Annotated in this window: 18 protein-coding genes; 9 read left to right on the forward strand and 9 right to left on the reverse strand. The window is 67.9% G+C overall.

Translation table 11 applies throughout. The features are described 5' to 3' along the window. Positions 1-92: 92 nt before the first annotated feature. The 4 genes from ABS73_RS06050 to ABS73_RS06065 form a co-directional block, all read right to left on the reverse strand. On the reverse strand, positions 93-767 hold the full coding sequence (locus tag ABS73_RS06050; protein ID WP_277019175.1) for an HAD family acid phosphatase: 675 nt from the start codon (positions 765-767) through the stop codon (positions 93-95). Positions 768-829: 62 nt separating this feature from the next. Further along, the gene (locus tag ABS73_RS06055) at positions 830-1585 is read right to left on the reverse strand and encodes an HAD family acid phosphatase (protein ID WP_277019177.1); all 756 of its coding nucleotides are present in this window, start codon (positions 1583-1585) and stop codon (positions 830-832) included. Between the two features lie 76 nt (positions 1586-1661). Beyond that, positions 1662-2903, reverse strand: a complete 1242-nt coding sequence (locus ABS73_RS06060; protein WP_277019179.1) for an MFS transporter — start codon at positions 2901-2903, stop codon at positions 1662-1664. Positions 2904-2987: 84 nt separating this feature from the next. Continuing rightward, positions 2988-3578, reverse strand: coding sequence for a LolA family protein (locus tag ABS73_RS06065; RefSeq protein WP_136854970.1), 591 nt, complete (start codon positions 3576-3578; stop codon positions 2988-2990). Positions 3579-3729: 151 nt separating this feature from the next. On the opposite strand from ABS73_RS06065, the gene ABS73_RS06070 reads away from it, so the two are divergent. Further along, the gene (locus ABS73_RS06070) at positions 3730-4962 is read left to right on the forward strand and encodes a putative DNA modification/repair radical SAM protein (RefSeq protein WP_277019181.1); all 1233 of its coding nucleotides are present in this window, start codon (positions 3730-3732) and stop codon (positions 4960-4962) included. Further along, on the forward strand, positions 4962-6383 hold the full coding sequence (locus tag ABS73_RS06075) for a UdgX family uracil-DNA binding protein (RefSeq protein WP_277019183.1): 1422 nt from the start codon (positions 4962-4964) through the stop codon (positions 6381-6383). The genes ABS73_RS06070 and ABS73_RS06075 overlap by 1 nt, the downstream gene beginning before the upstream one ends. A 4-nt stretch (positions 6384-6387) precedes the next feature. Here the strand turns inward: ABS73_RS06075 and ABS73_RS06080 are convergent, their stop codons facing one another. Genes ABS73_RS06080 through ABS73_RS06090 form a run of 3 tightly spaced genes read right to left on the reverse strand, consistent with a single transcriptional unit; the run spans position 6388 to position 9478 of the window. Next, positions 6388-7299 (reverse strand): glutaminase, encoded by a 912-nt coding sequence (locus ABS73_RS06080; RefSeq protein ID WP_277019185.1) that lies wholly within the window; start codon positions 7297-7299, stop codon positions 6388-6390. A gap of 54 nt (positions 7300-7353) precedes the next feature. Beyond that, entirely contained in the window at positions 7354-8577 is a 1224-nt protein-coding gene (locus tag ABS73_RS06085) for a UbiH/UbiF/VisC/COQ6 family ubiquinone biosynthesis hydroxylase (RefSeq protein WP_277019187.1), read from the reverse strand. Positions 8578-8626: 49 nt separating this feature from the next. Then, positions 8627-9478, reverse strand: coding sequence for an SDR family oxidoreductase (locus ABS73_RS06090; RefSeq protein WP_277019189.1), 852 nt, complete (start codon positions 9476-9478; stop codon positions 8627-8629). A gap of 93 nt (positions 9479-9571) precedes the next feature. On the opposite strand from ABS73_RS06090, the gene ABS73_RS06095 reads away from it, so the two are divergent. The 7 genes from ABS73_RS06095 to pdeM all read left to right on the forward strand — a co-directional run bounded on the left by ABS73_RS06095 (position 9572) and on the right by pdeM (position 18147). Next, positions 9572-11053 (forward strand): AMP nucleosidase, encoded by a 1482-nt coding sequence (locus ABS73_RS06095; protein ID WP_277019191.1) that lies wholly within the window; start codon positions 9572-9574, stop codon positions 11051-11053. A gap of 147 nt (positions 11054-11200) precedes the next feature. Continuing rightward, entirely contained in the window at positions 11201-11500 is a 300-nt protein-coding gene (locus ABS73_RS06100; protein ID WP_136854963.1) for an HU family DNA-binding protein, read from the forward strand. 122 nt (positions 11501-11622) lie between these two features. Further along, on the forward strand, positions 11623-12513 hold the full coding sequence (locus tag ABS73_RS06105; protein ID WP_277019193.1) for a DMT family transporter: 891 nt from the start codon (positions 11623-11625) through the stop codon (positions 12511-12513). Between the two features lie 60 nt (positions 12514-12573). Beyond that, positions 12574-13566: a ligase-associated DNA damage response exonuclease gene (locus ABS73_RS06110; RefSeq protein WP_277019194.1), complete on the forward strand. Its 993-nt coding sequence runs from the start codon at positions 12574-12576 to the stop codon at positions 13564-13566. Continuing rightward, entirely contained in the window at positions 13563-15113 is a 1551-nt protein-coding gene (locus ABS73_RS06115) for a cisplatin damage response ATP-dependent DNA ligase (RefSeq protein WP_277019196.1), read from the forward strand. The genes ABS73_RS06110 and ABS73_RS06115 overlap by 4 nt, the downstream gene beginning before the upstream one ends. After that, the gene (locus tag ABS73_RS06120) at positions 15110-17485 is read left to right on the forward strand and encodes a ligase-associated DNA damage response DEXH box helicase (protein ID WP_277019197.1); all 2376 of its coding nucleotides are present in this window, start codon (positions 15110-15112) and stop codon (positions 17483-17485) included. Before ABS73_RS06115 ends, ABS73_RS06120 begins: the two co-directional genes overlap by 4 nt. Then, positions 17482-18147, forward strand: a complete 666-nt coding sequence (pdeM, locus tag ABS73_RS06125) for a ligase-associated DNA damage response endonuclease PdeM (RefSeq protein WP_277019199.1) — start codon at positions 17482-17484, stop codon at positions 18145-18147. Before ABS73_RS06120 ends, pdeM begins: the two co-directional genes overlap by 4 nt. A 53-nt stretch (positions 18148-18200) precedes the next feature. On the opposite strand, the gene ABS73_RS06130 is transcribed toward pdeM, so the two are convergent. Then, positions 18201-18947 carry an outer membrane protein gene (locus tag ABS73_RS06130; RefSeq protein ID WP_277019200.1) on the reverse strand — a complete coding sequence of 249 codons (747 nt, stop codon included), beginning with the start codon at positions 18945-18947 and terminating at the stop codon, positions 18201-18203. Between the two features lie 165 nt (positions 18948-19112). Then, complete coding sequence (gyrB, locus tag ABS73_RS06135) at positions 19113-21548, reverse strand: DNA topoisomerase (ATP-hydrolyzing) subunit B (RefSeq protein WP_277019202.1); 2436 nt, start codon at positions 21546-21548, stop codon at positions 19113-19115. Between the last annotated feature and the right edge of the window lie 123 nt (positions 21549-21671).

The raw sequence follows: 21671 nt of genomic DNA on the forward strand, positions 1-21671 counted from the left end.
CCCTTGGTGACATCTGCAGCATGTTCTCACCCGAAGAATGCTGGAACTACTTCCACGCTGCAGGCTATGTGTCAGGTTAAAAGCGAAATGCTCTAGGCGGGCTGCCAGGGGCGCAGCTCGGCCTGCATCCAGGTGCCGTGGGCGGCGTTGGGAAAGACGATCCAGTCCTGGCCAAAGCGGTCGGCATGGTCCAGCGACAGGCGGTGCTGATCCTCCAGCGCGGCGCCGGCATAGGCGCCGTCGAAATCGTGCAGCGTGTCACCCAGCTGCAGGATCAGGCGGTGGTCGCGTTCCACCCGGGCGCGCCGTTCGGCCTTGGGCGGGCCGAACAGCAGCACCTGTTCCGCCCGGACCTGCGGCAGGCCGAGGCGCGACAGGGTGGCGATGGTGGCCAGCTTGTTCTCCTCGAACCGGTCCGAGACGTAGAAGATCGTGACCCCCAGCCTGTCGGCCAAGGCAAAGAACTCGGCCGCGCCGGGGATCAGATGGGGGTCGCCCTCGCGCTCCCACAGCTTCCAGGTGTCCAGGTTCTGGAACATGCCGTCGTGATGCATGGCCAGCGCCATGACCGCGCTGTTGTCCAGAATGGTCTCGTCGATGTCGCTGACGATGGCCAGGCCCGCGCCACCGCCCGCCTGATCGACCGCCGCCTGCAGGCGCAGCGTGGCCAGCGCATAGCATTGCCGCTGCAGGGCCCGCACCTCGGCCGAGGCCTGCTGATAGCGGACGGCGATGGCATGGTCATGGGGCGGGCGGGTGAGGGTCATGGTCTGTCCTTGGATCGCGCGCGACATGACTAGGCCGCGCGCGGGGCAAGGTCAAATGCCGCTCACTCCCACGGCTCGATCAGCTGGGGGGCGGACCAAGCGGTCAGCGGCGCCTCGGACCAGGTGCCATAGCTGGCATTGGGAAAGACGATCCATTCCGCGCCCCATTTCGCGGCCTCCTCGGCCACGGTGGCGCGCTGTTCGTCCAGGGGCGTCCTGCGGAAGCGGCCGTCGAAATCATGCAGCGTGTCGCCCAGCAGCAGGACGATCTGGTGATCCTCGGCGACGATGGCGCGGCGATCGACCTTGGGCGGGCCCAAGAGCAGGACGGAATCCTCGCTGATCTGCGGCAGGCCCAGGGCGGTCAGCGTGGCCATGGTGTCGACCTTCTGCTCGTCCGAGCGGTCCGAGATATAGCGGATGGTGACGCCCAATTCGTCGGCATGGGTCAGGAATTCCATCGCGCCGGGGATCATCGCGGGGATGCCGTCGCGTTCCCAGGGCAGCCAGGTGTCCCATGCGTCATACATGTGGCAATCGGCCAGATCGCGCGCCAGCAGGGCAGTGTTGTCGATCACCGTCTCGTCCAGGTCGGTGACCACGGCTAGGGAGGCGCGGTCCTCGACCCCCTCGACGGCCTGATCCAGGCGCAACGTCGCCAGGTTCCAGGCCTGCAGCTGCAGGGCGCGGACCTCGGCCGATTGCTGCTGAAACCGCAGGCCCATGGTGAACTGGGACACGTCGCAATCCTGGGCCAGGGCCGCAGGCGCGGCCAGCAGGGCCGCCCCGGTCAAAAAGGCGCGGGTGATGGTCAGCATCGGATATCCCCTTTGGTTCATGCAATCTGCGGTTGACCGTAGGGAAGCCAGCCGCCCGGGTCAAACGGCCCGGGTCTCAGGCAGCAGGCGCGGGCATGCGCAGCGGCGCCTCGCGGACCGGCAGGTGGATCAGCGCGCTGAAGGCGCCGACGCCCACGCCGATCCACCAGACCAGCAGGTAATCGCCCGATGCGTCATAGAGCCACCCGCCCAGCCAGATCCCCATGAACGATCCGATCTGATGCGACAGGAACACGAACCCATACAGCGTGCCCATATAGCGCAGCCCATAGATATAGGCGACCAGCCCCGAGGTCAGCGGAACCGTGGCCAGCCACAGCGCCCCCATGACCAGCGAAAAGACGATGACCGTGCCCGGCGTGATCGGCGTCAGGATAAAGGCCGCCGCTGCGATGGTGCGCAGGGTATAGATGCCCGCCAGCAGGTATTTCTTGGTGTATCTTTTGCCAAGATAGCCCGCCAGGATCGCGCCCGCGATATTGGCCAGCCCGATCAGGCTGATCGCCGCCGCGCCAAGGGCTGATGTCGTGGTGATGCCCAGACCCGCCAGCATTCCGGCGGGGTCGATTGGGCCGCACATCTCGGTGATCATGGCGGGGAAATGCGCGGTGATGAAGCCCAGCTGATACCCGCAGGAAAAGAACCCGACAAAGATCATCATGAAGGTCGGGTCGCGGAAGGCGCGTTTCAGCACCGTGCCCATGCTGTCCTCCAGCTGGGACGGCGTGGCGGGCTTGCCCGAACCCAGCATCGGCAGGAAGAACAGCGTGCCCAGCACGATGATGCCAAAGATGATGAACACCGACTGCCACGGGTAGAAGGCCAGCAGCACCTCGGCCAGGGGGGCACCGAAGACCTGGCCCGCCGATCCGGCGGCGGTGGCGATGCCCAGGGCCAGGCTGCGGTTCTCGTCGCTGGCGGCGCGGCCGACCACGGCCAGGATGACGCCGAACCCGGTGCCCGCGATGCCAAACCCGACCATGATCTCCAGCAGCTGGACCCCGGCGGGGGTGGTGGCAAAGGCCGTCAGGATCAGCCCCGCGCTGTAGAGAAACGCGCCCAGAATGATCGCCCACCGGTCGCCCCACCGTTCCGCCAATGCGCCGAAGATCGGCTGACCCACACCCCAGGCCAGGTTCTGGATGGCGATGGCCAGGCTGAATTCGGCCCTGGGCCAGCCGAAATCCTCGGCAATGGGGATCTGAAACACGCCAAAGCTGGCGCGCAGGGCAAAGTTGATCAGCAGGATCATCGATCCCCCGATCAGCACGGGGGTCAGGATGCGGGACTGTGACATGGGCGAAACCTTGTGGCGGTTTCGCAGCGTTGCCCCCGGTCGGGGACAACGTCAATCACGCAATTGTGGGGATGCAATCCGCGCTCAGCGGCGCCCCAGTTCGGCCTGGATCGAGAAGCGCGAGGACGGGATCGAGCCGCCCTTGGCCATCTCTCCCAGGATCACGGTGGTCTTCTGGCCGCTGTCGTCGGTGATGATCCACTGACGCAGCTCGGTGGGCGCGGTGAACACCATCTGGATGGTGCCGTTCTGCGGGCGCTGCGGGTCCTGGGCGGTCACGACGGTGGCGTTGTTCTGTTCAGAATGGCCAGTGACCATGCCCTGGCGGCCCAGGTTCACGTTGGCATCCAGGATGATCGACAGCGGCGTCTGCGACAGCGGGTATTGCTGCGGCCCGCTGTTCGATTTCGCGTCGAACACCGCGACGTTCCCGCCCGAGGCCAGCACCAGCGTGCGGTCGTTGTCATATTCGAACCGCACGCGGCCCGGACGCTGGATATAGACCGTGCCGGTGGACACCGTGCCATCCGGATTGATCTGCGTGAAGGCGGATGTCACCGTGGTCAGGCTGTTGAGATAACGCGATATCTCGTTCAGCGGGATGCGTTCGGCCAAGGCCGGAAAGGCCATGGCGATGAGAAGGGCGGGCGCGAGGGCGAGGGTGCGTATGTTCATGATCCCGATCTTATCCTTTCGCGGCTTCGATGCACATCACGTCTGGCGGACGAATGCCGGGCCAACCATCGCGCGTCCGTGACGGTTCCGCGTCATTTGTTTCATCCATGATGCCTTGCGAAGAACGCATCGGGAACATATCTTTCCGAGCATGGCACAGCGCACCTTGCAGGACAAGCTGGCGATCCTGTCGGACGCCGCGAAATACGACGCCTCCTGCGCGTCCAGCGGAACGACGCGACGCGATTCGCAATCGGGGGGCATCGGCTCGGCCGGGGGCAGCGGCATCTGTCACGCCTATACGCCGGACGGGCGCTGCATCAGCCTGCTGAAGATCCTGATGACGAATTTCTGCATCTATGATTGCGCCTATTGCATCAACCGCGTCAGCAGCAACGTCGAACGCGCCCGGTTTTCACCCGAGGAGGTGGTCCGGCTGACGCTGGAATTCTATCGCCGCAACATGATCGAGGGGCTGTTCCTGTCGTCGGGCATCATCCGCAGCCCGGACCAGACGATGGGCGACATGGTCCGCATCGCGCGGATGCTGCGGATCGAACACGGGTTCAAGGGGTATATCCACCTGAAAACCATCCCCGACGCCTCTCCCGGCCTGGTGGCGCAGGCGGGGCTGTTCGCGGACCGCCTGTCGGTGAATGTCGAGTTGCCCCAGGATGCCAGCCTGCGCCATCTGGCCCCCGAAAAGCGACCCGAGACGATCCGCGCCACCATGGCCGACGTCCGTCTTGGCCGCGAGGCCGCCAAGGATCGCAGCCATACCGGCAAGCGCCCGCCGCGCTTTGCCCCCGCCGGGCAGTCAACGCAGATGATCATCGGCGCCGATCAGGCGACGGATGTGGACATCCTGAACACCTCGGCCAACCTCTATTCGGGGTATCAGTTGAAGCGGGTCTATTATTCGGCCTTCAGCCCGATCCCCGATGCCTCGGCCATGCTGCCGCTGATCAAGCCGCCCCTGATGCGCGAACACCGCCTGTATCAGGCCGATTGGCTGATGCGCTTCTACGGCTTTGACGCGACAGAGATCGGGTCGGCGCATCCGTCGGGCAATCTGGACTTGGCCATCGACCCCAAGCTGGCCTGGGCGCTGGCCAACCGCGCCCAGTTCCCGGTCGATGTCGCCCGCGCCCCGCGCGAGATGCTGCTGCGGGTGCCGGGTTTCGGCACCAAGACCGTGGGCCGCATCCTGACGGCGCGCCGGAACGGGGTGCTGCGATACGCGGACCTGCTGCGCATGGGCGCAATCATGTCCAAGGCCCAGCCCTTCGTCACGCTGCCCGACTGGACGCCCGGCGCGCTGACCGACAGTGCGGGCCTGAGGGCGCGCTTTGCGCCGCCGCCCGAGCAGCTGTCCCTGTTCTGATGATCCGGGTCACGCTGCCGCGGTTCGGACGCTTTGACGCCTGGCGCCATGCCGCCCGCGATCTGGCCAGCGCCCGCGTCGCGATGGAGGAAGTGACCTGGGCCGACCCCGACACGCCCCCCGATCTGTTCGGCGCCGACCCGGCCCCGCCGCCGGGCGATCATCCGGTGGTCGCCACGCAGGAGTTCCTGCAGCTGGCCCGTCAAGTTGCCAGCCATTCCGACCCGGAACGCTGGTCGCTGCTGTACGGCGCGCTGATGCGGGCGCAGGACGACCGGCGCTTTCTGTCCAATCCGGCCGATCCGATGCTGGACCGCCTGTCGCGCATGGCGAAATCGGTGCGCCGCGACATCCACAAGATGCACGCCTTTGTCCGGTTTCACGAACTGCCCTCTGACGGGCCGCGCCGGGCCTTTGGCGCGTGGTTCGAACCCGAACACCCGATCCTGGAGGTCGGGACGCCGTTCTTTGCCAAGCGCTTCGCCGACATGAATTGGCTGATCGCCACGCCCGAGGGCACGGCCCGGTTCGACGGCGATGCCATCGCCTATGACGACCCGGCCCCGCGCCCCGATCTGCCCGACGATGCCAGCCACTCGCTGTGGCAGACCTATTTCGCCAACATCTTCAACCCGGCGCGCATCAAGATCAATGCGATGCGGTCGGAAATGCCCAAGAAATACTGGAAGAACCTGCCCGAGACCCGCCTGATCCCCGATATGCTGGCCGATGCGCCGCGCCGGGTTCAGGCCATGCGCGACGCGGGTGCGTCCAATGCGCCGGCTTTTGCGCCCAAGATCACCGCCCGACTGCGCCAGCAGCCCGACGACAGCATCCCCGACACGCTGGCACAGGCCGCGACCCAGGCCGCCCGCTGCACCCGGTGCGAGCTGTGTCATGCGGCGACCCAGACCGTCTGGGGGCAGGGCGACCCTGCCGCCCGCCTGATGCTGGTCGGAGAGGCGCCGGGCGATCAGGAGGATCTGGCCGGCCTGCCCTTTGTCGGCCCCGCGGGCCAGCTGCTGCACCGCACCATGGCCGAGGCCGGGCTGCCGCCGGATCGGGCCTGGCTGACCAACGCGGTCAAGCATTTCCGCTTTACCCCGCGCGGCAAGCGCCGCCTGCACCAGACGCCCGACCGCGACCATGTCGACCAGTGCCGCTGGTGGCTGGACGTGGAACGCCAGATGGTCGCGCCGCGCCTGACCGTGGCCTTGGGGGCGACGGCGGCCTTCGCGCTGACCGGCAACCGCAAGCCGCTGACCCCACGGCGCGGGCTGGTGGAACCGGCGCTGGATGGCGGGCCGGTGCTGATCACCTGGCACCCAAGCCTGATCCTGCGCCTGCCGCCCGATCGCGCGCCCGCGGCGCTGGCCGAACTGCGCGCCGATCTGGCGCAGGCCGTGCAGATGGTGGCCTGAGGCCTCAGCCGAAGACCGACCACCCCGTGAACTCTGCCAGCTTTTCGGCGGCCAGCGTGCCCATCTGGGAATTGCCCCAGCCGTCCAGCCCCGGCGACCAGATCGCAATCGACGCCTTGCCCGGCGCGATGATCAGCAGCCCGCCACCCACGCCTGATTTCGCCGGCATGCCTACGCGGAACGCGAAATTGCCCGACCCGTCATATTGCCCGCAGGTCATCATCAGCGCGTTGATGCGCCGCTGTTTCACCGGGGCCAGCAGGTCCGGCGCGCAGGACAGACCGGCGATGACCCGACCCGCGCGGGCCAGCTGGATGCAGGACATCTCGATCGCGCATTGGTGGACATAGGTGCCGATCACGTGGTCGGGCGGATTGCGCAGGTTGCCGAAACTGCGCAGGTAATGCGCCAGGGCGGCGTTGCGGTATCCGGTGCGGGCCTCGGACCGGGCGACGGCCTTGTCGATGTGGATGTCGTCATCCTCGGCGGCGGTGCGGATGAAGCCCAGGATCTCGGCCAGGGTCTGCTGAGGGCTGCGGCCGCGCAGCAGCTCGTCGGTGACAACGATGGCGCCCGCGTTGATGAAGGGGTTGCGGGGCCGGCCCTTTTCCTGCTCCAGCAGCAGGATGGAATCGAAGCGGTCGCCCGACGGCTCGCGACCCACGCGCAGCCACAGTTGTTCGCCGATGCGGCCCAGCACGCAGGCCAGCGCAAATACCTTGCTGACCGACTGGATCGAAAACCCCTGATCGGCCTGGCCTGCGGTCAGCACCTGCCCATCGGCCAGCGCCACCGCGATGCCGAACTGGTCGGGGGCGATGCCGCCCAGTTCGGGGATGTAATCCGCTACCTTGCCCCAGTCGGCGGCGGCGCGGATGTCGCGATCCAGATCCTGCAGAAACCGATCCAACGTCATGGCATCCCCCGTTTGCGCGCAGCCTATGCCGGGAATGCGGCGCAGGGAAAAGCGCTAAAGCGCCTGGCCGGCCAGCAGGCGCGGCATCGGCGACACCGCCAGCCCCGCCGCCTGCCGCATGAAGCCGCGCCGCAGCGCGGGCACCGCCTGAACCAGGCCCATGCCCAGGGCGCGCAGCCCGGACACCGCCGCGCCATCGGTCGCGAACAGCCGGTTCACCCCGTCCATGCCCAGTGCCAGCGTCGTGGCATCGGGCCTGCGCCAGGCCTGATACCGCTCCAGCACCAGCGGGCTGCCGATATCCTCGCCCCGGCGGGCGGCATCGACCAGCACCTGGGCCAGGGCGGCCACGTCGCGCAGGCCCAGGTTCAGGCCCTGACCCGCGATGGGATGCACGCCATGCGCTGCGTCCCCCACCAGCGCCACGCGGTCGCTCGCATAGCGTTCGGCCAGCGACAGCGACAGCGGATAGCTGAACCGCGGCCCCGCCAGCGACAGATCGCCCAGGAAGTCGCCAAAACGGGGGCGCAGGACCGACAGGAACCCGTCATCGTCCAGCGCCGAAATGGCCGTGGCATTCGCGGCGGTTTCCGACCAGACGACATTGCTGCGGTTGCCGGGCAGGGGCAGGATCGCCAGCGGCCCTGTCGCCATGAAGTACTGATGCGCGATGCCGTCATGCGGCAGCGCGTGGTCGATGGCCGCCACCAGCGCGGTCTGGCCGTACTCCCAGCCCTGCCGCTTGATCCCCGCCCGCGTGGCAACGCCCGACCCGCGCCCATCCGCCCCGACCAGCAGGCGCGCGGTCAGCCGCCGACCGTCCGACAAAATCGCGGTGACACCAGCCGGGCCGACCTCCTGTCCGGTGACGGACAGGCCGGGCAGGGTGGTCACCGCCCCCGCCATCGCGTCGACCAGGGCGGCGTGCAGGAAGCGGTCCTCCAGCATGTGGCCCACGGGGCCTTCGCCCAGCTCGGCGCTGTCGAAATGCAGAAAGACATGGCCCGCGCCCTCTCCGGGTTGGCCTTGGGACGCCTTGATCTGGTGGATGGGCTGGGCATCCGGTGCAAGCCGGTCCCACAGGCCAAGCGCCCGCAGCACCCGGACCGAGGCGATGGCCAGCGAATAGGCCCGCCCGTCGAACCCCGCACCCGCCCGTGCCCGCGCAGGCTGCGGGTCGACCACGGCCACGCGCAGCCCCACCTGCGCCAGGGCCAGAGCCAGCGTCGGGCCGTTCAGCCCGCCCCCGGCAATCACAATGTCGAAATCCTGTGTCATGCCCGGCAGAATGCACGGGCGGGGGGCAAAGGCAATGCGGCGCGCAGCCTCACGCGCCCTGCGCCAGCAGCGCGGCCAGCCCACTGCGATAGTCGGGATAGCGCAGCGTGACCCCCAGATCGCGCTTGATCCGTTCGTTCCGCACCCGCTTGCTGTCACCGTAGAACGACCGCGCCATGGGCGACATCTGCGCCTGGTCAAAGGGCACGGCGGGCGGCAGCGGCAGGCCCAGCAGGGTGGCCGCATGGGCGATCACGTCCTGGGGCGGGGCCGGGTCGTCGTCGCAGACATTATAGATGCCGATGGGCGCGGGCGCCTCGATGGAGGCCATCAGGACTTGGGCGATATCCTCGACATGGATGCGTGAGAAGACCTGTCCGGGCTTGATGATCCGGCGCGCGGTGCCATCGCGGACTTTCTGGAACGGGCCGCGACCGGGACCATAGATCCCCGCCAGCCGAAAGATATGCAACGGCAGGTCATGGGCGCAGGCCAGATCCTGCCACGCACCCTCGGCGCGGATGCGGGCCTGGCCGCGCGGGCCCGACCCGTCCAGCACCGAATCTTCGTCCACCCACCCGCCCTGGCGGTCGCCATAGACGCCGGTGGTTGACAGATAGCCCAGCCAGCGCGGCCGCGCGCGGGCCAGATCGTCGCGGAATGCCGCCAGGACCGGGTCGCCCGCATCCGTGGGCGCGGTGCTGACCAGGATGGCGTCGGCGCGGGGGATGGCGTCGCGCAGCGCATCCTCGGCCCCCGGCCAGATCAGCGGGCTGGCTCCTGCCTCGGCCACGCGACCGGGATCGTCCCGTGTGGTGCCGATCACATCCCATCCCCGTGCCGTCAGCAGGGGGGTCAAGGCGCCGGCGCTGTAGCCGTGTCCGAAAACGAGCATCTTCATGACCGCACCGTAACGGCGCGCGCGGCGCTGCGCCAGACGCTTGCCTGCAGCCCGCCGCGCTGGCAGGGTCGGTGCAACCAGAAGGACAGACCGATGACCGACGCCCGTTTCCTCCCCACCGAAAGCCCCGCCCCGCAGGCCCGGCGCGATTTCACCGACGCGGCCTCTGCCGTGGCGCATCTGCGGGCGCTGTATGACCAGGCGACCGGGTTTCTGCTGGGCCATTTCACCCGCATCCTGGAGGGCGCGTCCCCCGCCGCGCGCTATCGCGCCTTCTACCCCGAGGTGCGGCTGGTCGTGCCCACGCATGGCAAGATCGACAGCCGCCTGTCCTTTGGCCATGTCGTGGCGCCGGGCACCTATGCCGCGACCATCACCCGGCCCGACCTGTTCCAGCACTATCTGACCGAACAGCTGGCCCTGCTGATCAAGAATCACGGCGTCCCTGTCAGCATCGGCCTGTCGGAGACGCCCATGCCCGTGCATTTCGCCGTCGCCGCCCAGAGCGATCTGGCCGTCCCGCAGGAGGGGGTGCTGGATTTCAGCCTGCGCGACGTGTTCGACGTCCCTGACCTGAACACCATGAACGACGACATCGTGAACGGCGTCGCGGGCACCATGCCCGACGGCAGCCAGCATCTGGCGGCCTTCACCGCGCAGCGGATCGACTATTCGCTGGCGCGTCTGGCGCATTACACCGCCACCGCGCCCGAGCATTTCCAGAACTTTGTCCTGTTCACCAACTATCAGTTCTATGTCGACGAATTCGAGGCCTATGCCCGGCGCGCCCTGTCCGACCCGGCGCTGGGTTACACCGCGTTTGTCGCCCCCGGAAACCAGCAGATCACCGACCCCCAGCAGCCCATCGCGGTCCTGTCCAAGATGCCGCAAATGCCGACCTATCATCTCAAGCGCGCGAACGGGCAGGGGATCACGCTGGTCAATATCGGCGTGGGCCCGTCCAACGCCAAGACCGCGACCGACCATATCGCCGTGCTGCGCCCGCATGCCTGGCTGATGGTCGGCCATTGCGCGGGCCTGAGAAACAGCCAGTCCCTGGGCGATTTCGTCCTGGCCCATGCGTACTTGCGCGAGGATCACGTCCTGGACGACGACCTGCCCGTCTGGGTGCCCATCCCGGCCCTGGCCGAGGTGCAGGTGGCCCTGCAGGAGGCCGTGGCCGAGGTCACCCAGCTGGACGGATACGAGCTGAAGCGGATCATGCGCACCGGCACCGTCGCCACCATCGACAACCGCAACTGGGAGTTGCGCGACCAGTCCGGCCCGGTGCACCGCCTGTCGCAATCGCGCGCGGTCGCGCTGGACATGGAAAGCGCCACGATCGCGGCCAACGGATTCAGGTTCCGGGTGCCTTACGGCACACTGCTGTGTGTCAGCGACAAGCCCCTGCACGGAGAGCTGAAGCTGCCCGGCATGGCCACCGATTTCTATCGCACGCAGGTCGCCAACCACCTGCTGATCGGCATCCGCGCGATGGAAAAGCTGCGCGACATGCCGCTGGAACGCATCCATTCGCGCAAGCTGCGATCCTTCAGCGAGACGGCCTTTCTGTAGCGCGGCGGCAAAACACCAGCAAACGCGGGTTTTCGCGCGTGTGGCGAAAAAGGCTTGATCTGCCCGTGAAAACCGTGTGTAGCAGGCGTTATGCCGCAAAAGGCGCAATTTGTGGGCCCGGTGCAACAGGGCAAGAGGAGACGGATAATGGCTACGGCTGCAGCAAAACCGATGACCAAGACCCAGCTGGTGGCGACCCTCGCCGAGGAAATGGGCTCCGACAAGAAATCGGCCGCGACGGCGCTGGACGCGATCGTGGCGATCGTGACGCGCGAAGTCGCCGGCGGCGGCGCGGTGACCCTGCCCGGCATCGGCAAGATCGCCTGCCGCGCACGCCCCGAGCGTCAGGTCCGCAACCCGCAGACCCAAGAAATGATGACCAAGCCCGCTGACAAGCAGGTCAAGGTCACCATCGCGAAGGCCCTGAAGGACAGCGTCAACAGCTGATCCGCAGAACCTGCGATGACGGAACGGGGTCGTGCCATCAGGCACGGCCCCTTTCCTTTGCGTCTTGCGCGTCGGCGGGACGCTCTGCTAGCCATTTGCAGCACATGCAAGAAAGGCCCGACATGGATATCCGCGCGCTGCTGATGGGGCTGGCCTTTGCGGTGATGTGGGCCTCGGCCTTCACCTCGACCCGGATGATCGTGACCGAGGCGCCGCCGCTGATGTCGCTGGCGCTGCGCTTTGCGCTGTCGGGGGCGGTGGGGGTCATGATCGCATGGGCGATGGGACAGTCCTGGCGCGGGCTGACGCGGGCGCAATGGCGCGCCGTGGTGGTGCTGGGCCTGTGCCAGAACGCGCTGTATCTGGGCCTGAACTGGACCGCGATGCAGTGGATCGAGGCAGGGCTGGCCTCGATCATCGCGGCGACCATGCCGCTGCTGGTGGCCTTTCTGGGCTGGTCCCTGATGGGAGAGCGCCTGCGCCGGATGGGCGTGGCGGGCCTGTTCCTGGGCGTTGCGGGCGTGGCGATCATCATGGGCGCGCGCCTGCAGGGCGGCAGCGACCCGACCGGGATCGTGATGTGCTTTGTCGCGGCGCTGGCGCTGGCGGTGGCCACGCTGACCGTGCGCGGCGCCAGTTCGGGCGGCAACGTGATGATGATCGTGGGCCTGCAGATGCTGGTCGGTGCCGTCACCCTGGGCGTGATCGCCCCCTGGTTCGAGACATGGGACGTCACCTATACCCCGCGCTTGGTCGGGGCGTTCCTGTACACTGTGATCGTGCCGGGGCTGCTGGCGACCTGGGTGTGGTTCCTGCTGGTGGGGCGCATCGGCGCGGTGCGCGCGGCGACGTTCCATTTCCTAACACCGTTCTTTGGCGTGGCCACCGCCGCCGTGTTTCTGGGCGAGGCCTTGGGCGCGGGCGACGTGATCGGCGTCGCGATCATCATGGCGGGCATCCTGGCGGTGCAGCTGTCCAAGGCGCCCCCGGTCAAGCGCCCGCCCCCCAGCTGAATGGACCCCTGCGGCGATGGGCGGCGTTGAGCCCGCGTGAACCCTTGCCATGATGGTGCCATGCGTCCCGACCAGATCCTGCACCCGACCGAGGCCGGGCTCTACTGTCCGCCCGGCGATTTCTACATCGACCCGGTGCGTCCGGTGCCCCGCGCGCTGATCACCCACGGCCATGCCGACCACGCCCGGTCGGGCCATGGGGCCGTGATGGCCACGCAACAGACGCTGGACATCATGGCGATCCGCTATGGCGCCGATTTCACCGCCAGCCGCCAGCCGGCCCATGGCGTAACGCGCATCGGCGACGTGCAGGTCAGCTTTCACCCCGCAGGCCACATCCTGGGGTCTGCCCAGATCGCGGTGATGCCAGACCGCGGCCCCAAGATCGTCGTGTCCGGCGATTACTGCCGCGCCCCGAACCCGGTCTGCGCGCCCTATGAGCCCGTCCCCTGCGACATCTTCGTGACCGAGGCGACCTTTGGCCTGCCGGTCTTTCGCCACCCGGACCCGCTGACCGAAATGACCAAGCTGATCGCCAGCATGGCCGAATTCCCCGAACGCCCGCATCTGATCGGCGCCTATGCCCTGGGCAAGGCACAGCGGGTCATCGCGCTGGCGCGCCAGGCGGGCATCGACGGCCCCATCGCCATCCACGGCGCGCTGCAGCGCCTGTGCGATTTTCACGTGGAACAAGGCATCGACCTGGGTCCGCTGATCCCCGCCACCGCGAAATCGGTGGAGGCGCAGCTGGTCATCGGCCCGCCCTCGGCCTTTGCCAGCCCCTGGGTGCAGCGGTTCGACGACCCGGTGATCGCCTTTGCGTCAGGCTGGATGACGGTGCGCGCCCGCGCCCGCCAGCGCGGGGTCGAGCTGCCCTTGGTCATCAGCGACCATGTCGACTGGCCGCAGGTCACGCAGACCATCCTTGAGCTGTCCCCCCAGGAGGTCTGGATCACCCACGGGACCGAGGACGGGTTGATGCGCTGGTGCGAGCTGCAGGGCATCGCGTCGCGCCCGCTGCGCCTGATCGGATACGAGGACGAGCCGGAATGAAGGCATTCGCCCATCTGCTGGAACGCCTGGCCTTCACCGCGGCGCGCAACGCCAAGCTGCGCCTGCTGCGCCATTACCTTGAGGCCACGCCCGACCCCGACCGGGGCTATGCGCTGGCCGCGCTGACCGGCGATCTGAAGCTGCGGGCGGTGACGCCGGGGCTGTTGCGCGGGCTGATGGCGGGGCGTGTGGACGAACAGCTGTTCGCGATGTCCTATGATTTCGTGGGCGATCTGGCCGAGACGATCGCCCTGCTGTGGGAGACGGACGGCGACGAGGATGTCCCCCTGCGCGAGGCGGTGGACCTGCTGTCGGGCACCGGGCGCGCAGGCCTGCTTGCGGCGATCACCGCGATGCTGGACCGGCTTGGGCCGTCTCAGCGACTGGCCTTCCTGAAGCTGGCCACGGGAAACATGCGCGTGGGCCTCTCGGCCCGCATGGCGCGCATGGCCCTGGCCGAGATGGGCCCCCCCGAGGTCAAGGACATCGAGGAGATCTGGCACGGCCTGACGCCCCCCTATCAGCCGCTGTTCGACTGGATCGCGGGGGGTGCGCGCCCCGAACATGCCGCCCTGGCGCCCTTCCGCCCGGTGATGCTGTCCACCCCGGTCGATCTGGATCAGCTGCGGGCCTTTGATCCGGCGCTGTATGTGGCGGAATGGAAATGGGACGGCATCCGCGTGCAGGCGATCAACGATCAGGGCACGCGGCGCCTGTATTCGCGCACCGGAGAGGATCTGGGTGCGGCCTTTCCCGACCTGCTGGAGGCGCTGAATTTCGACGGTGCGGTCGATGGTGAATTGCTGGTCCGGCGGGGCGCGGATGTGGCAGCCTTTGGCGACCTGCAAAAGCGCCTCGGCCGCAAGGTCGTCGGGCGCGCCATGCTGGACAGCCATCCGGCGGCGTTGCGGGTCTATGACCTGATGATCTGGCACGGGCAGGATCTGCGCGATCTGCCCCATGAGGCGCGCCGCGCCATCCTGGAGACCGCCGATTTCGGCAGCGACCGCATCGACATCTCGCCCCTGCTGCCGTTCACGACATGGGACGATCTGGCGGCTTTGCGTGCCGACCCGCCCAGCATCGTGATCGAGGGCGTGATGATCAAGCGCCGCGACAGCGCCTATGTCGGCGGCCGCCCCCGCGGGCCCTGGTTCAAGTGGAAGCGCGACCCGATGGTCGTGGATGCCGTGATGCTGTACGCGCAGCGCGGGCATGGCAAGCGGTCGGGGTTCTACAGCGACTTTACCTTTGGCCTATGGGACGGGGAGGCGCTGGTGCCGGTGGGCAAGGCCTATTTCGGCTTTACCGATGAGGAGTTGCGCGAACTGGACCGATTCGTGCGCACCAACACCACCGAACGGTTCGGGCCGGTCCGGTCCGTCGCGCCCAAGCTGGTGCTGGAGGTCGCGTTCGAGGGGCTGAACGCCTCTCCGCGCCACAAATCCGGCGTCGCCATGCGCTTTCCGCGCATCAGCCGCATCCGGTGGGACAAACCCGCGGCCGAGGCTGACCGGCTGGAGTCGCTGAAGGACATGATCCCGTGACGCTGCCCCCCGCGTTCCAGGACTGGTTCGCCCGACAGGGCTGGCAGCCGCATCCGCATCAGCTGGACCTGCTGGCGGCCACGGGGGACAGCCTGCTGATCGCGCCGACCGGGGGGGGCAAGACGCTGGCCGGGTTCCTGCCCTCGCTGGTCGCGCTGACCGCGCCGCATCGGGGGATGCACACGCTGTATGTGTCGCCGCTCAAGGCGCTGACGGCGGATATCGCGCGCAACCTGTCGCGCCCGGTGGCGGATCTTGGGCTGGACATCCGCATCGAGGATCGCACCGGCGACACCAAGGCCGGCCAGCGCGCCCGCCAGCGGGTCGACCCGCCCGACATCCTGCTGACCACGCCGGAATCGCTGGCGCTGATGCTGTCCTATGAACAGGCGCCTGCAATCTTTGGCGGCCTGCGCCGGGTGGTGCTGGACGAGCTGCATGCCCTGGCCGAGAACAAGCGCGGCGATCAGCTGATGCTGGCCTTGTCGCGATTGCGCGCGCTGGCCCCCGACCTGCAGGTCACCGGGCTGTCGGCCACGGTGGAGGACCCGTCGCGGCTGGCCCGCTTCATGGGGGGCGCCACCGTGATCCACGCCGATCCCGGCCCCGATCCCGACATCGCCATGCTGGCCACCGCCAAGGCCCCGCCCTGGGCGGGCGCGGGCGGGCATTACGCCGTGTCCGATGTGCTGGAGGCCGTAGCCCAAGCCACGACCACGATCATCTTCATCAACACCCGCGCCCAGGCCGAGCTGTTCTTTCAGGCGCTGTGGGCCGCCAATGACGCGAACCTGCCCATCGGCCTGCACCACGGCAGCCTGTCGCGCGAGGCCCGCGCCCGGACCGAGGCCGCGATGGCCGCTGGCGAATTGCGCGCCGTGGTGGCGACCGGATCGCTGGATCTGGGCATCGACTGGGGCGCGGTGGATCTGGTGATCCAGGTCGGCGCGCCGCGCAACGTCAAGCGGCTGGTCCAGCGGATCGGGCGCGCGAACCACCGCTATAACGCGCCGTCGCGGGCGCGGATCGTGCCCGCCAGCCGCTTTGAGGTCATCGAATGCGTCGCCGCCCTGCAGGCCGTGCGCGAGCGCGATCTGGACGGTGACGACCGGGGGCCGGGGCCGCTGGACGTGCTGTGCCAGCATATCCTGCTGACCGCCTGCGCGGGCCCGTTCGATGCCGATGCGCTGTTCGCCGAGGTGCGCACGGCGGGGCCGTACGCGCACCTGACCCGCGCCGATTTCGACGCCTGCCTGGAATTCGCGGCCACTGGCGGCTATGCGCTGCGGGCCTATGACCGCTGGCAGCGGCTGATGGAACGCGATGGGCTGTGGCGCCTGCGCGATCCGCGTGCGGCGCGCAACCTGCGCATGAACATCGGCACCATCGTCGAGGCCGAGATGCTGAAGGTCCGCTTTCGTGGCCGCGGCGGCGCCCCCTTGGGTGAGGTCGAGGAGGGCTTTGCCGCGACCCTGGCACCGGGCGACACCTTCCTGATCGGCGGGCAGACGGTCCGCTATGATACCCTGCGCGAGATGGTGGTCGAGGTCACGAAACAGCCCTCCAAGGAGCCCCGCATCGCCACGTTCTCGGGCATGAAGCTGGCCACATCGACGCAACTATCCCATCGGGTTCTGGCGCTGATCGGCGATCCGGCGGCCCATGCAGGCCTGCCCGCTGATGCCCGCGACTGGCTGGCGTTGCAGGCACGGGTCAGCACCCTGCCGCGCCCCGGCACACTGCTGACCGAGGCGTTCCCCCATCAGGGCCGCTGGCATCTGGCGGTCTATGGCTTTGCCGGGCGCAATGCGCTGCAGACCCTGGGCCTGCTGATGACCCGGCTGATGGAGGAGGCGGGGCTGGCCCCCCTGGGGTTCCTGGCCACCGATTACGCGCTGCTGATCTGGTCCCTGGACCCGGTGACCGACCCCGCGCCTTTGCTGGATCGCGAGGGGCTGCGCGAGGGGCTGGGCGACTGGCTGGCCAGCAATGCGGTGATGAAGCGCAGCTTTCGCAACGTGGCGACCATCGCGGGGCTGATCCAGCGCAACCTGCCGGGCGCGCGCAAGTCGGGGCGGCAGGCGACGTTCTCCAGCGACATCCTGTACGACACGCTGCGCAAGTACGACCCGGACCACCTGATGCTGCGCATCACCGCGGCCGAGGCCAGCCGGGGGCTTGTGGATTTCGGCCGGATCGAGGAAATGCTGGACCGCACCGACCGCCTGGACCACCGCATGCTGGAGCGCGTGTCCCCCCTGGCCGCGCCGCTGATGCTGGAACTGGGCCGCGTGCCCATCGCGGGACAGGGACGCGAGCGCATGGCCGAGGCCGAGGCGGCCGCAATGATGGCAGAGGCAGGGCTTTCGTGACGTTCCACCCCTTCGATTTCGACGGACAGGCGCTGCAGGCGCGGGCATCGGGCGCGCTGCTCTGGCCCGCCCGCCGCTGGCTGATCGTGGCCGACCTGCACCTGGGCAAATCTGAACGGATGGCGCGGCGGGGCGGCGCCCTGCTGCCCCCCTATGAGACGCTGGCGACGCTGGACCGGCTGGAGGCCGAGATCGCCGCCACCGACCCGGCGGTGGTCGTCAGCCTGGGCGACGGGTTCGACGACGATGCGGCGGGCCGCGCGCTGCCCGACGATATTTGCGACCGGCTGCGCGCCATGGCGCAGGGGCGGCGCTGGATCTGGATCAGCGGCAATCACGACCCTGCTGCTGTCTGTCCGCGGCTGCCGGGCGACAGTCTGGAACAGCTGAGCGATGGCCTGATCCTGCGCCACGAGGCGGGCGCGGGGCCGGACGTGTCGGGCCATTTCCACCCCTGTATCCGGCTGGCCGGCCAGCGTCGGCGCTGCTTTCTGGTCGGGCGCGATCATCTGATCCTGCCGGCCTTCGGTGCTTACACCGGCGGGCTGGAGGTCACGGACCGGGCGCTGCAGGCGCTGGTGCCCAAGGGCATCGCCATCGCCTGCGGGGCGCGGGCGCTGCCTGTGCCGGTGGGGCAGGGGCGACGGGCCGGGGCCGCATGAGAAAGGGCCGGCGCGCATGGCGGCCGGCCCCTGTCATGCGGTGATGAGGCGGATCAGAACTTGAAGTTCGCGCCGATCTTGATGGTGCTCATCGACACGCTGGCGCGGGTGGACAGCACGTCGCCTTCACCGGCGTCAAAGTTGACGGTCTCGTTGCCGAAATCGCGATACTGGTACTCGGCAAAGACGGACATGCGGTCGTTGATCATCCGCTCGGCGCCCAGACCGGCGGCGATGCCGGTGGCGGTGAAGCCCTGGGTGGACGACGCATCATCACCGCGCAGGGTATAGTCGAAGTCACCGCGGGCGACGCCGAAGGTGCCATAGACCAGGGTCTGCGGGTCGACCGCATAGCCGGTCTTCATCACCAGGGTGACGACGTTGTTCATCTTGCTTTCGGCCGAACCGTCGACGCCGTCGACCGTGAACGAGATCTCCTCGTCGACGCTGCCGAACTCGACGCCCAGCTCGGGACCAAACACCCAACGGTCACGCTGCCAGCGATAGCCGGCATGCAGGCCCAGGGTCGCGCCGGACATGCCCAGATCGCCCAGGTTGGTCGCGCGGTCGACCTCTTCGCCATCCGACAGCAGGGCCAGGCCCAGCTGGTCGTCGGTGCCCAGGATATAGCCAAGCGATCCGCCGGCATAGGCGCCTTCCCATGCGCCCATGATGGGGGCGGGGGCGACCTGGATGGGGGATGCTTCGACAACGGGGGCAACGACACCGCCGGCCATGGCGGTCCCCGCGCCGACGATCACGGCGGCCGAGGACAGGGATGCAAGAATGGTAGCGCGCATGGAGGAACTCCTGAAATCCGGGACCGAGGGGCACGGTCCTACGAGGTAAACATTGCGCTGATCAAAGCAGAAACACGCGCTTTGCGCAATTCAAACAGCAGGCAGACCGGCAGCCTGCCATCGAATCGGCGCATGGGACGTGACGTTTGGGCAACAAGCCTCGGATCAGGTGTCCAGATTTTCCACGTTGAGGGCGTTCTGCTGGATGAACTCGCGGCGCGGTTCGACGACGTCGCCCATCAGCTTGGTGAACAGATCCTCGGCCTCGGCCACGTCCTCGATGCGGACCTGCAGCATGGTGCGCGCGACGGGGTCCAGCGTGGTTTCCCACAGCTGTTCGGGGTTCATCTCGCCCAGACCCTTGTAGCGTTGCAGCGACAGACCCTTCTCGCCCTCCAGGAACACCGCCTGCAGCAGGCCCAGGGGGCCGTGGATCGGCTGGTCGCGGTCCTTGCGGATCAGGCGCGCCGGGCGGGCATAGATGTCCTGCAGCCCCTGGGTCATCTCTCCCAGACGGCGGCTTTCGCCGCTGCGCAGCATCTGGCCGTCCAGCACACGCGCCTCCTCGACGCCGCGAAGCGTCCGCGACAGCCGGATGCCGGCGTCCTGGGTCGGACGGCCCTGCCAGCCACGCTCGTATTCCTCGGCGATCAGGTCCAGGCGCGCGGCGATATCGCTGGCCACGCCCTGCGCGTCCTGGTCGATCCGCCCCGGCACCAGCGCGCCCGCGATGGCGGCCTGTTCGGTGATGTGGGGTGGGTAATGCGTCGGATAGGCACGCAGATAGCGCCGCGCCTGGCGGGCCTCCTCGACCACGCGGGTCAGGTCGTTGCCGGTGATGTCCTCGCCCGAATCCAGGCGCAGGGTCGCGCCCTCGGCACCCTGCTGGATCAGGTAATCCTCCAGCGCGGCCTCGTTCTTCAGATAGACCTCGGACCGACCCCGGCCGACCTTGTAGAGAGGCGGCTGCGCGATATACAGGTGCCCGCCCTCGATCAGCTCCGGCATCTGCCGGAAGAAGAACGTCAGCAGCAGGGTGCGGATATGCGCGCCATCGACATCGGCGTCGGTCATGATGACGATCTTGTGGTAGCGCAGCTTCTTCAGGCTGAACTCGTCGCGCCCGATCCCGGTGCCAAGCGCGGTGATCAGCGTGCCGATCTGGTCGCTGCCCAGCATCCGGTCAAAGCGCGCGCGCTCCACGTTCAGGATCTTGCCGCGCAGCGGCAGGACCGCCTGGTTCTGGCGCGACCGACCCTGTTTCGCCGACCCGCCGGCCGAGTCGCCCTCGACGATGAACAGTTCGGACAGGGCGGGGTCCTTTTCCTGGCAATCGGCCAGCTTGCCGGGCAGGGACGCGACATCCATCGCGGTCTTGCGCCGCGTCAGCTCGCGCGCCTTGCGCGCCGCCTCGCGGGCGAGGGCGGCCTCGATGATCTTGCCGACGATCTGGCGGGCCTCGGTCGGGTTCTCCTCGAACCATTCGGCCAGCTTCTCGCCGACCAGCCCCTCGACCGCCGGGCGGACCTCACTGGAGACCAGCTTGTCCTTGGTCTGGCTGGAGAATTTCGGGTCGGGCACCTTGACGGACAGCACGCAGGTCAGGCCCTCGCGCGCGTCATCGCCGGTGAAATCGACCTTTTCCTTCTTCGCGATGCCGCTGTCCTGCGCGTATTTGCCGATCACGCGGGTCAGCGCGCCGCGGAAGCCGGCCATGTGCGTGCCGCCATCGCGCTGCGGGATGTTGTTGGTGAAGGGCAGGACGGTCTCGTGATAGCTGTCGTTCCACCACATCGCGACCTCGACGCCGATGCCGTTCTTCTCTCCGGTGATGAAGATGGGCTGGGGCATGACCGAGGTCTTGGACCGGTCCAGATATTTGACGAATTCCTTGACGCCGCCCTCGTAGAACAGCTCGGTCTTCTGGACCTCGGCGTGGCGCTCGTCCTCCAGGAGGATCCGCACACCGCTGTTCAGGAAGGCCAGCTCGCGCAGGCGGTTCTCCAGCGTCTTGAAGCTGTACTCCAGGTTGCTGAACGTGCCCTCGGGATGGGTGGTCTTGGCCGATGCCAGGAACCGCACCTCGGTCCCGCTTTCGCCGGGCGCGTCGCCCACGACGACCAGCGACTTGACCGTGTCACCGCGTTCAAAGCGGACGTAATGTTCCTTGTCATTGCGCCAGATGCGCAGCTCCAGCCAATCAGACAACGCGTTCACGACGGACACGCCCACGCCGTGCAGACCGCCCGAAACCTTATAGCTGTTCTGGTCGAACTTTCCGCCCGCATGCAGCTGGGTCATGATGACCTCGGCGGCGCTGACGCCCTCGCCCTGATGCATGTCGACGGGGATGCCGCGACCGTTGTCGCGCACGCTGACGCTGCTGTCGGCATGGATCTTGACCTGCACGAAGTCCGCGTGACCGGCCAGAACCTCGTCAATGCCGTTATCGACGACCTCATAGACCATGTGATGCAGGCCCGACCCGTCGTCGGTATCGCCGATGTACATGCCGGGACGCTTTCGCACGGCGTCCAAACCCTTGAGAACCTTGATGGAATCGGCGTCGTACAAAGCGGGTTGGGCAGCGGTGTCGGTCATGCGTCGGGCTTTCTGTTCGTCTTGTCCTGATATAGGCCTTCGCGGGGGCAAAGTCACGGCTTTGACAGGGTTTTTCGGCGCTGTCGACGGGTTTTCTGCCCCGCGCGGTTCAGCGCACAGCGA

This window comes from Paracoccus sp. SCN 68-21 (assembly GCF_001724535.1).
In the GTDB taxonomy this organism is placed as follows: domain Bacteria; phylum Pseudomonadota; class Alphaproteobacteria; order Rhodobacterales; family Rhodobacteraceae; genus Paracoccus; species Paracoccus hibiscisoli.

Bases quoted from the DNA above. Each gene is read 5' to 3' on its own strand.
- ABS73_RS06095 (WP_277019191.1), top strand. From the start codon at position 9,572: ATGACCGACGCCCGTTTCCTCCCCACCGAAAGCCCCGCCCCGCAGGCC.
- ABS73_RS06050 (WP_277019175.1), bottom strand. From the start codon at position 767: ATGACCCTCACCCGCCCGCCCCATGACCATGCCATCGCCGTCCGCTAT.
- ABS73_RS06060 (WP_277019179.1), bottom strand. From the start codon at position 2,903: ATGTCACAGTCCCGCATCCTGACCCCCGTGCTGATCGGGGGATCGATG.
- ABS73_RS06080 (WP_277019185.1), bottom strand. From the start codon at position 7,299: ATGACGTTGGATCGGTTTCTGCAGGATCTGGATCGCGACATCCGCGCC.
- ABS73_RS06055 (WP_277019177.1), bottom strand. From the start codon at position 1,585: ATGCTGACCATCACCCGCGCCTTTTTGACCGGGGCGGCCCTGCTGGCC.
- ABS73_RS06105 (WP_277019193.1), top strand. From the start codon at position 11,623: ATGGATATCCGCGCGCTGCTGATGGGGCTGGCCTTTGCGGTGATGTGG.
- ABS73_RS06070 (WP_277019181.1), top strand. From the start codon at position 3,730: ATGGCACAGCGCACCTTGCAGGACAAGCTGGCGATCCTGTCGGACGCC.
- gyrB (WP_277019202.1), bottom strand. From the start codon at position 21,548: ATGACCGACACCGCTGCCCAACCCGCTTTGTACGACGCCGATTCCATC.
- ABS73_RS06090 (WP_277019189.1), bottom strand. From the start codon at position 9,478: ATGAAGATGCTCGTTTTCGGACACGGCTACAGCGCCGGCGCCTTGACC.
- ABS73_RS06115 (WP_277019196.1), top strand. From the start codon at position 13,563: ATGAAGGCATTCGCCCATCTGCTGGAACGCCTGGCCTTCACCGCGGCG.
- ABS73_RS06075 (WP_277019183.1), top strand. From the start codon at position 4,962: ATGATCCGGGTCACGCTGCCGCGGTTCGGACGCTTTGACGCCTGGCGC.
- ABS73_RS06065 (WP_136854970.1), bottom strand. From the start codon at position 3,578: ATGAACATACGCACCCTCGCCCTCGCGCCCGCCCTTCTCATCGCCATG.
- ABS73_RS06110 (WP_277019194.1), top strand. From the start codon at position 12,574: ATGCGTCCCGACCAGATCCTGCACCCGACCGAGGCCGGGCTCTACTGT.
- ABS73_RS06130 (WP_277019200.1), bottom strand. From the start codon at position 18,947: ATGCGCGCTACCATTCTTGCATCCCTGTCCTCGGCCGCCGTGATCGTC.
- ABS73_RS06085 (WP_277019187.1), bottom strand. From the start codon at position 8,577: ATGACACAGGATTTCGACATTGTGATTGCCGGGGGCGGGCTGAACGGC.
- ABS73_RS06100 (WP_136854963.1), top strand. From the start codon at position 11,201: ATGGCTACGGCTGCAGCAAAACCGATGACCAAGACCCAGCTGGTGGCG.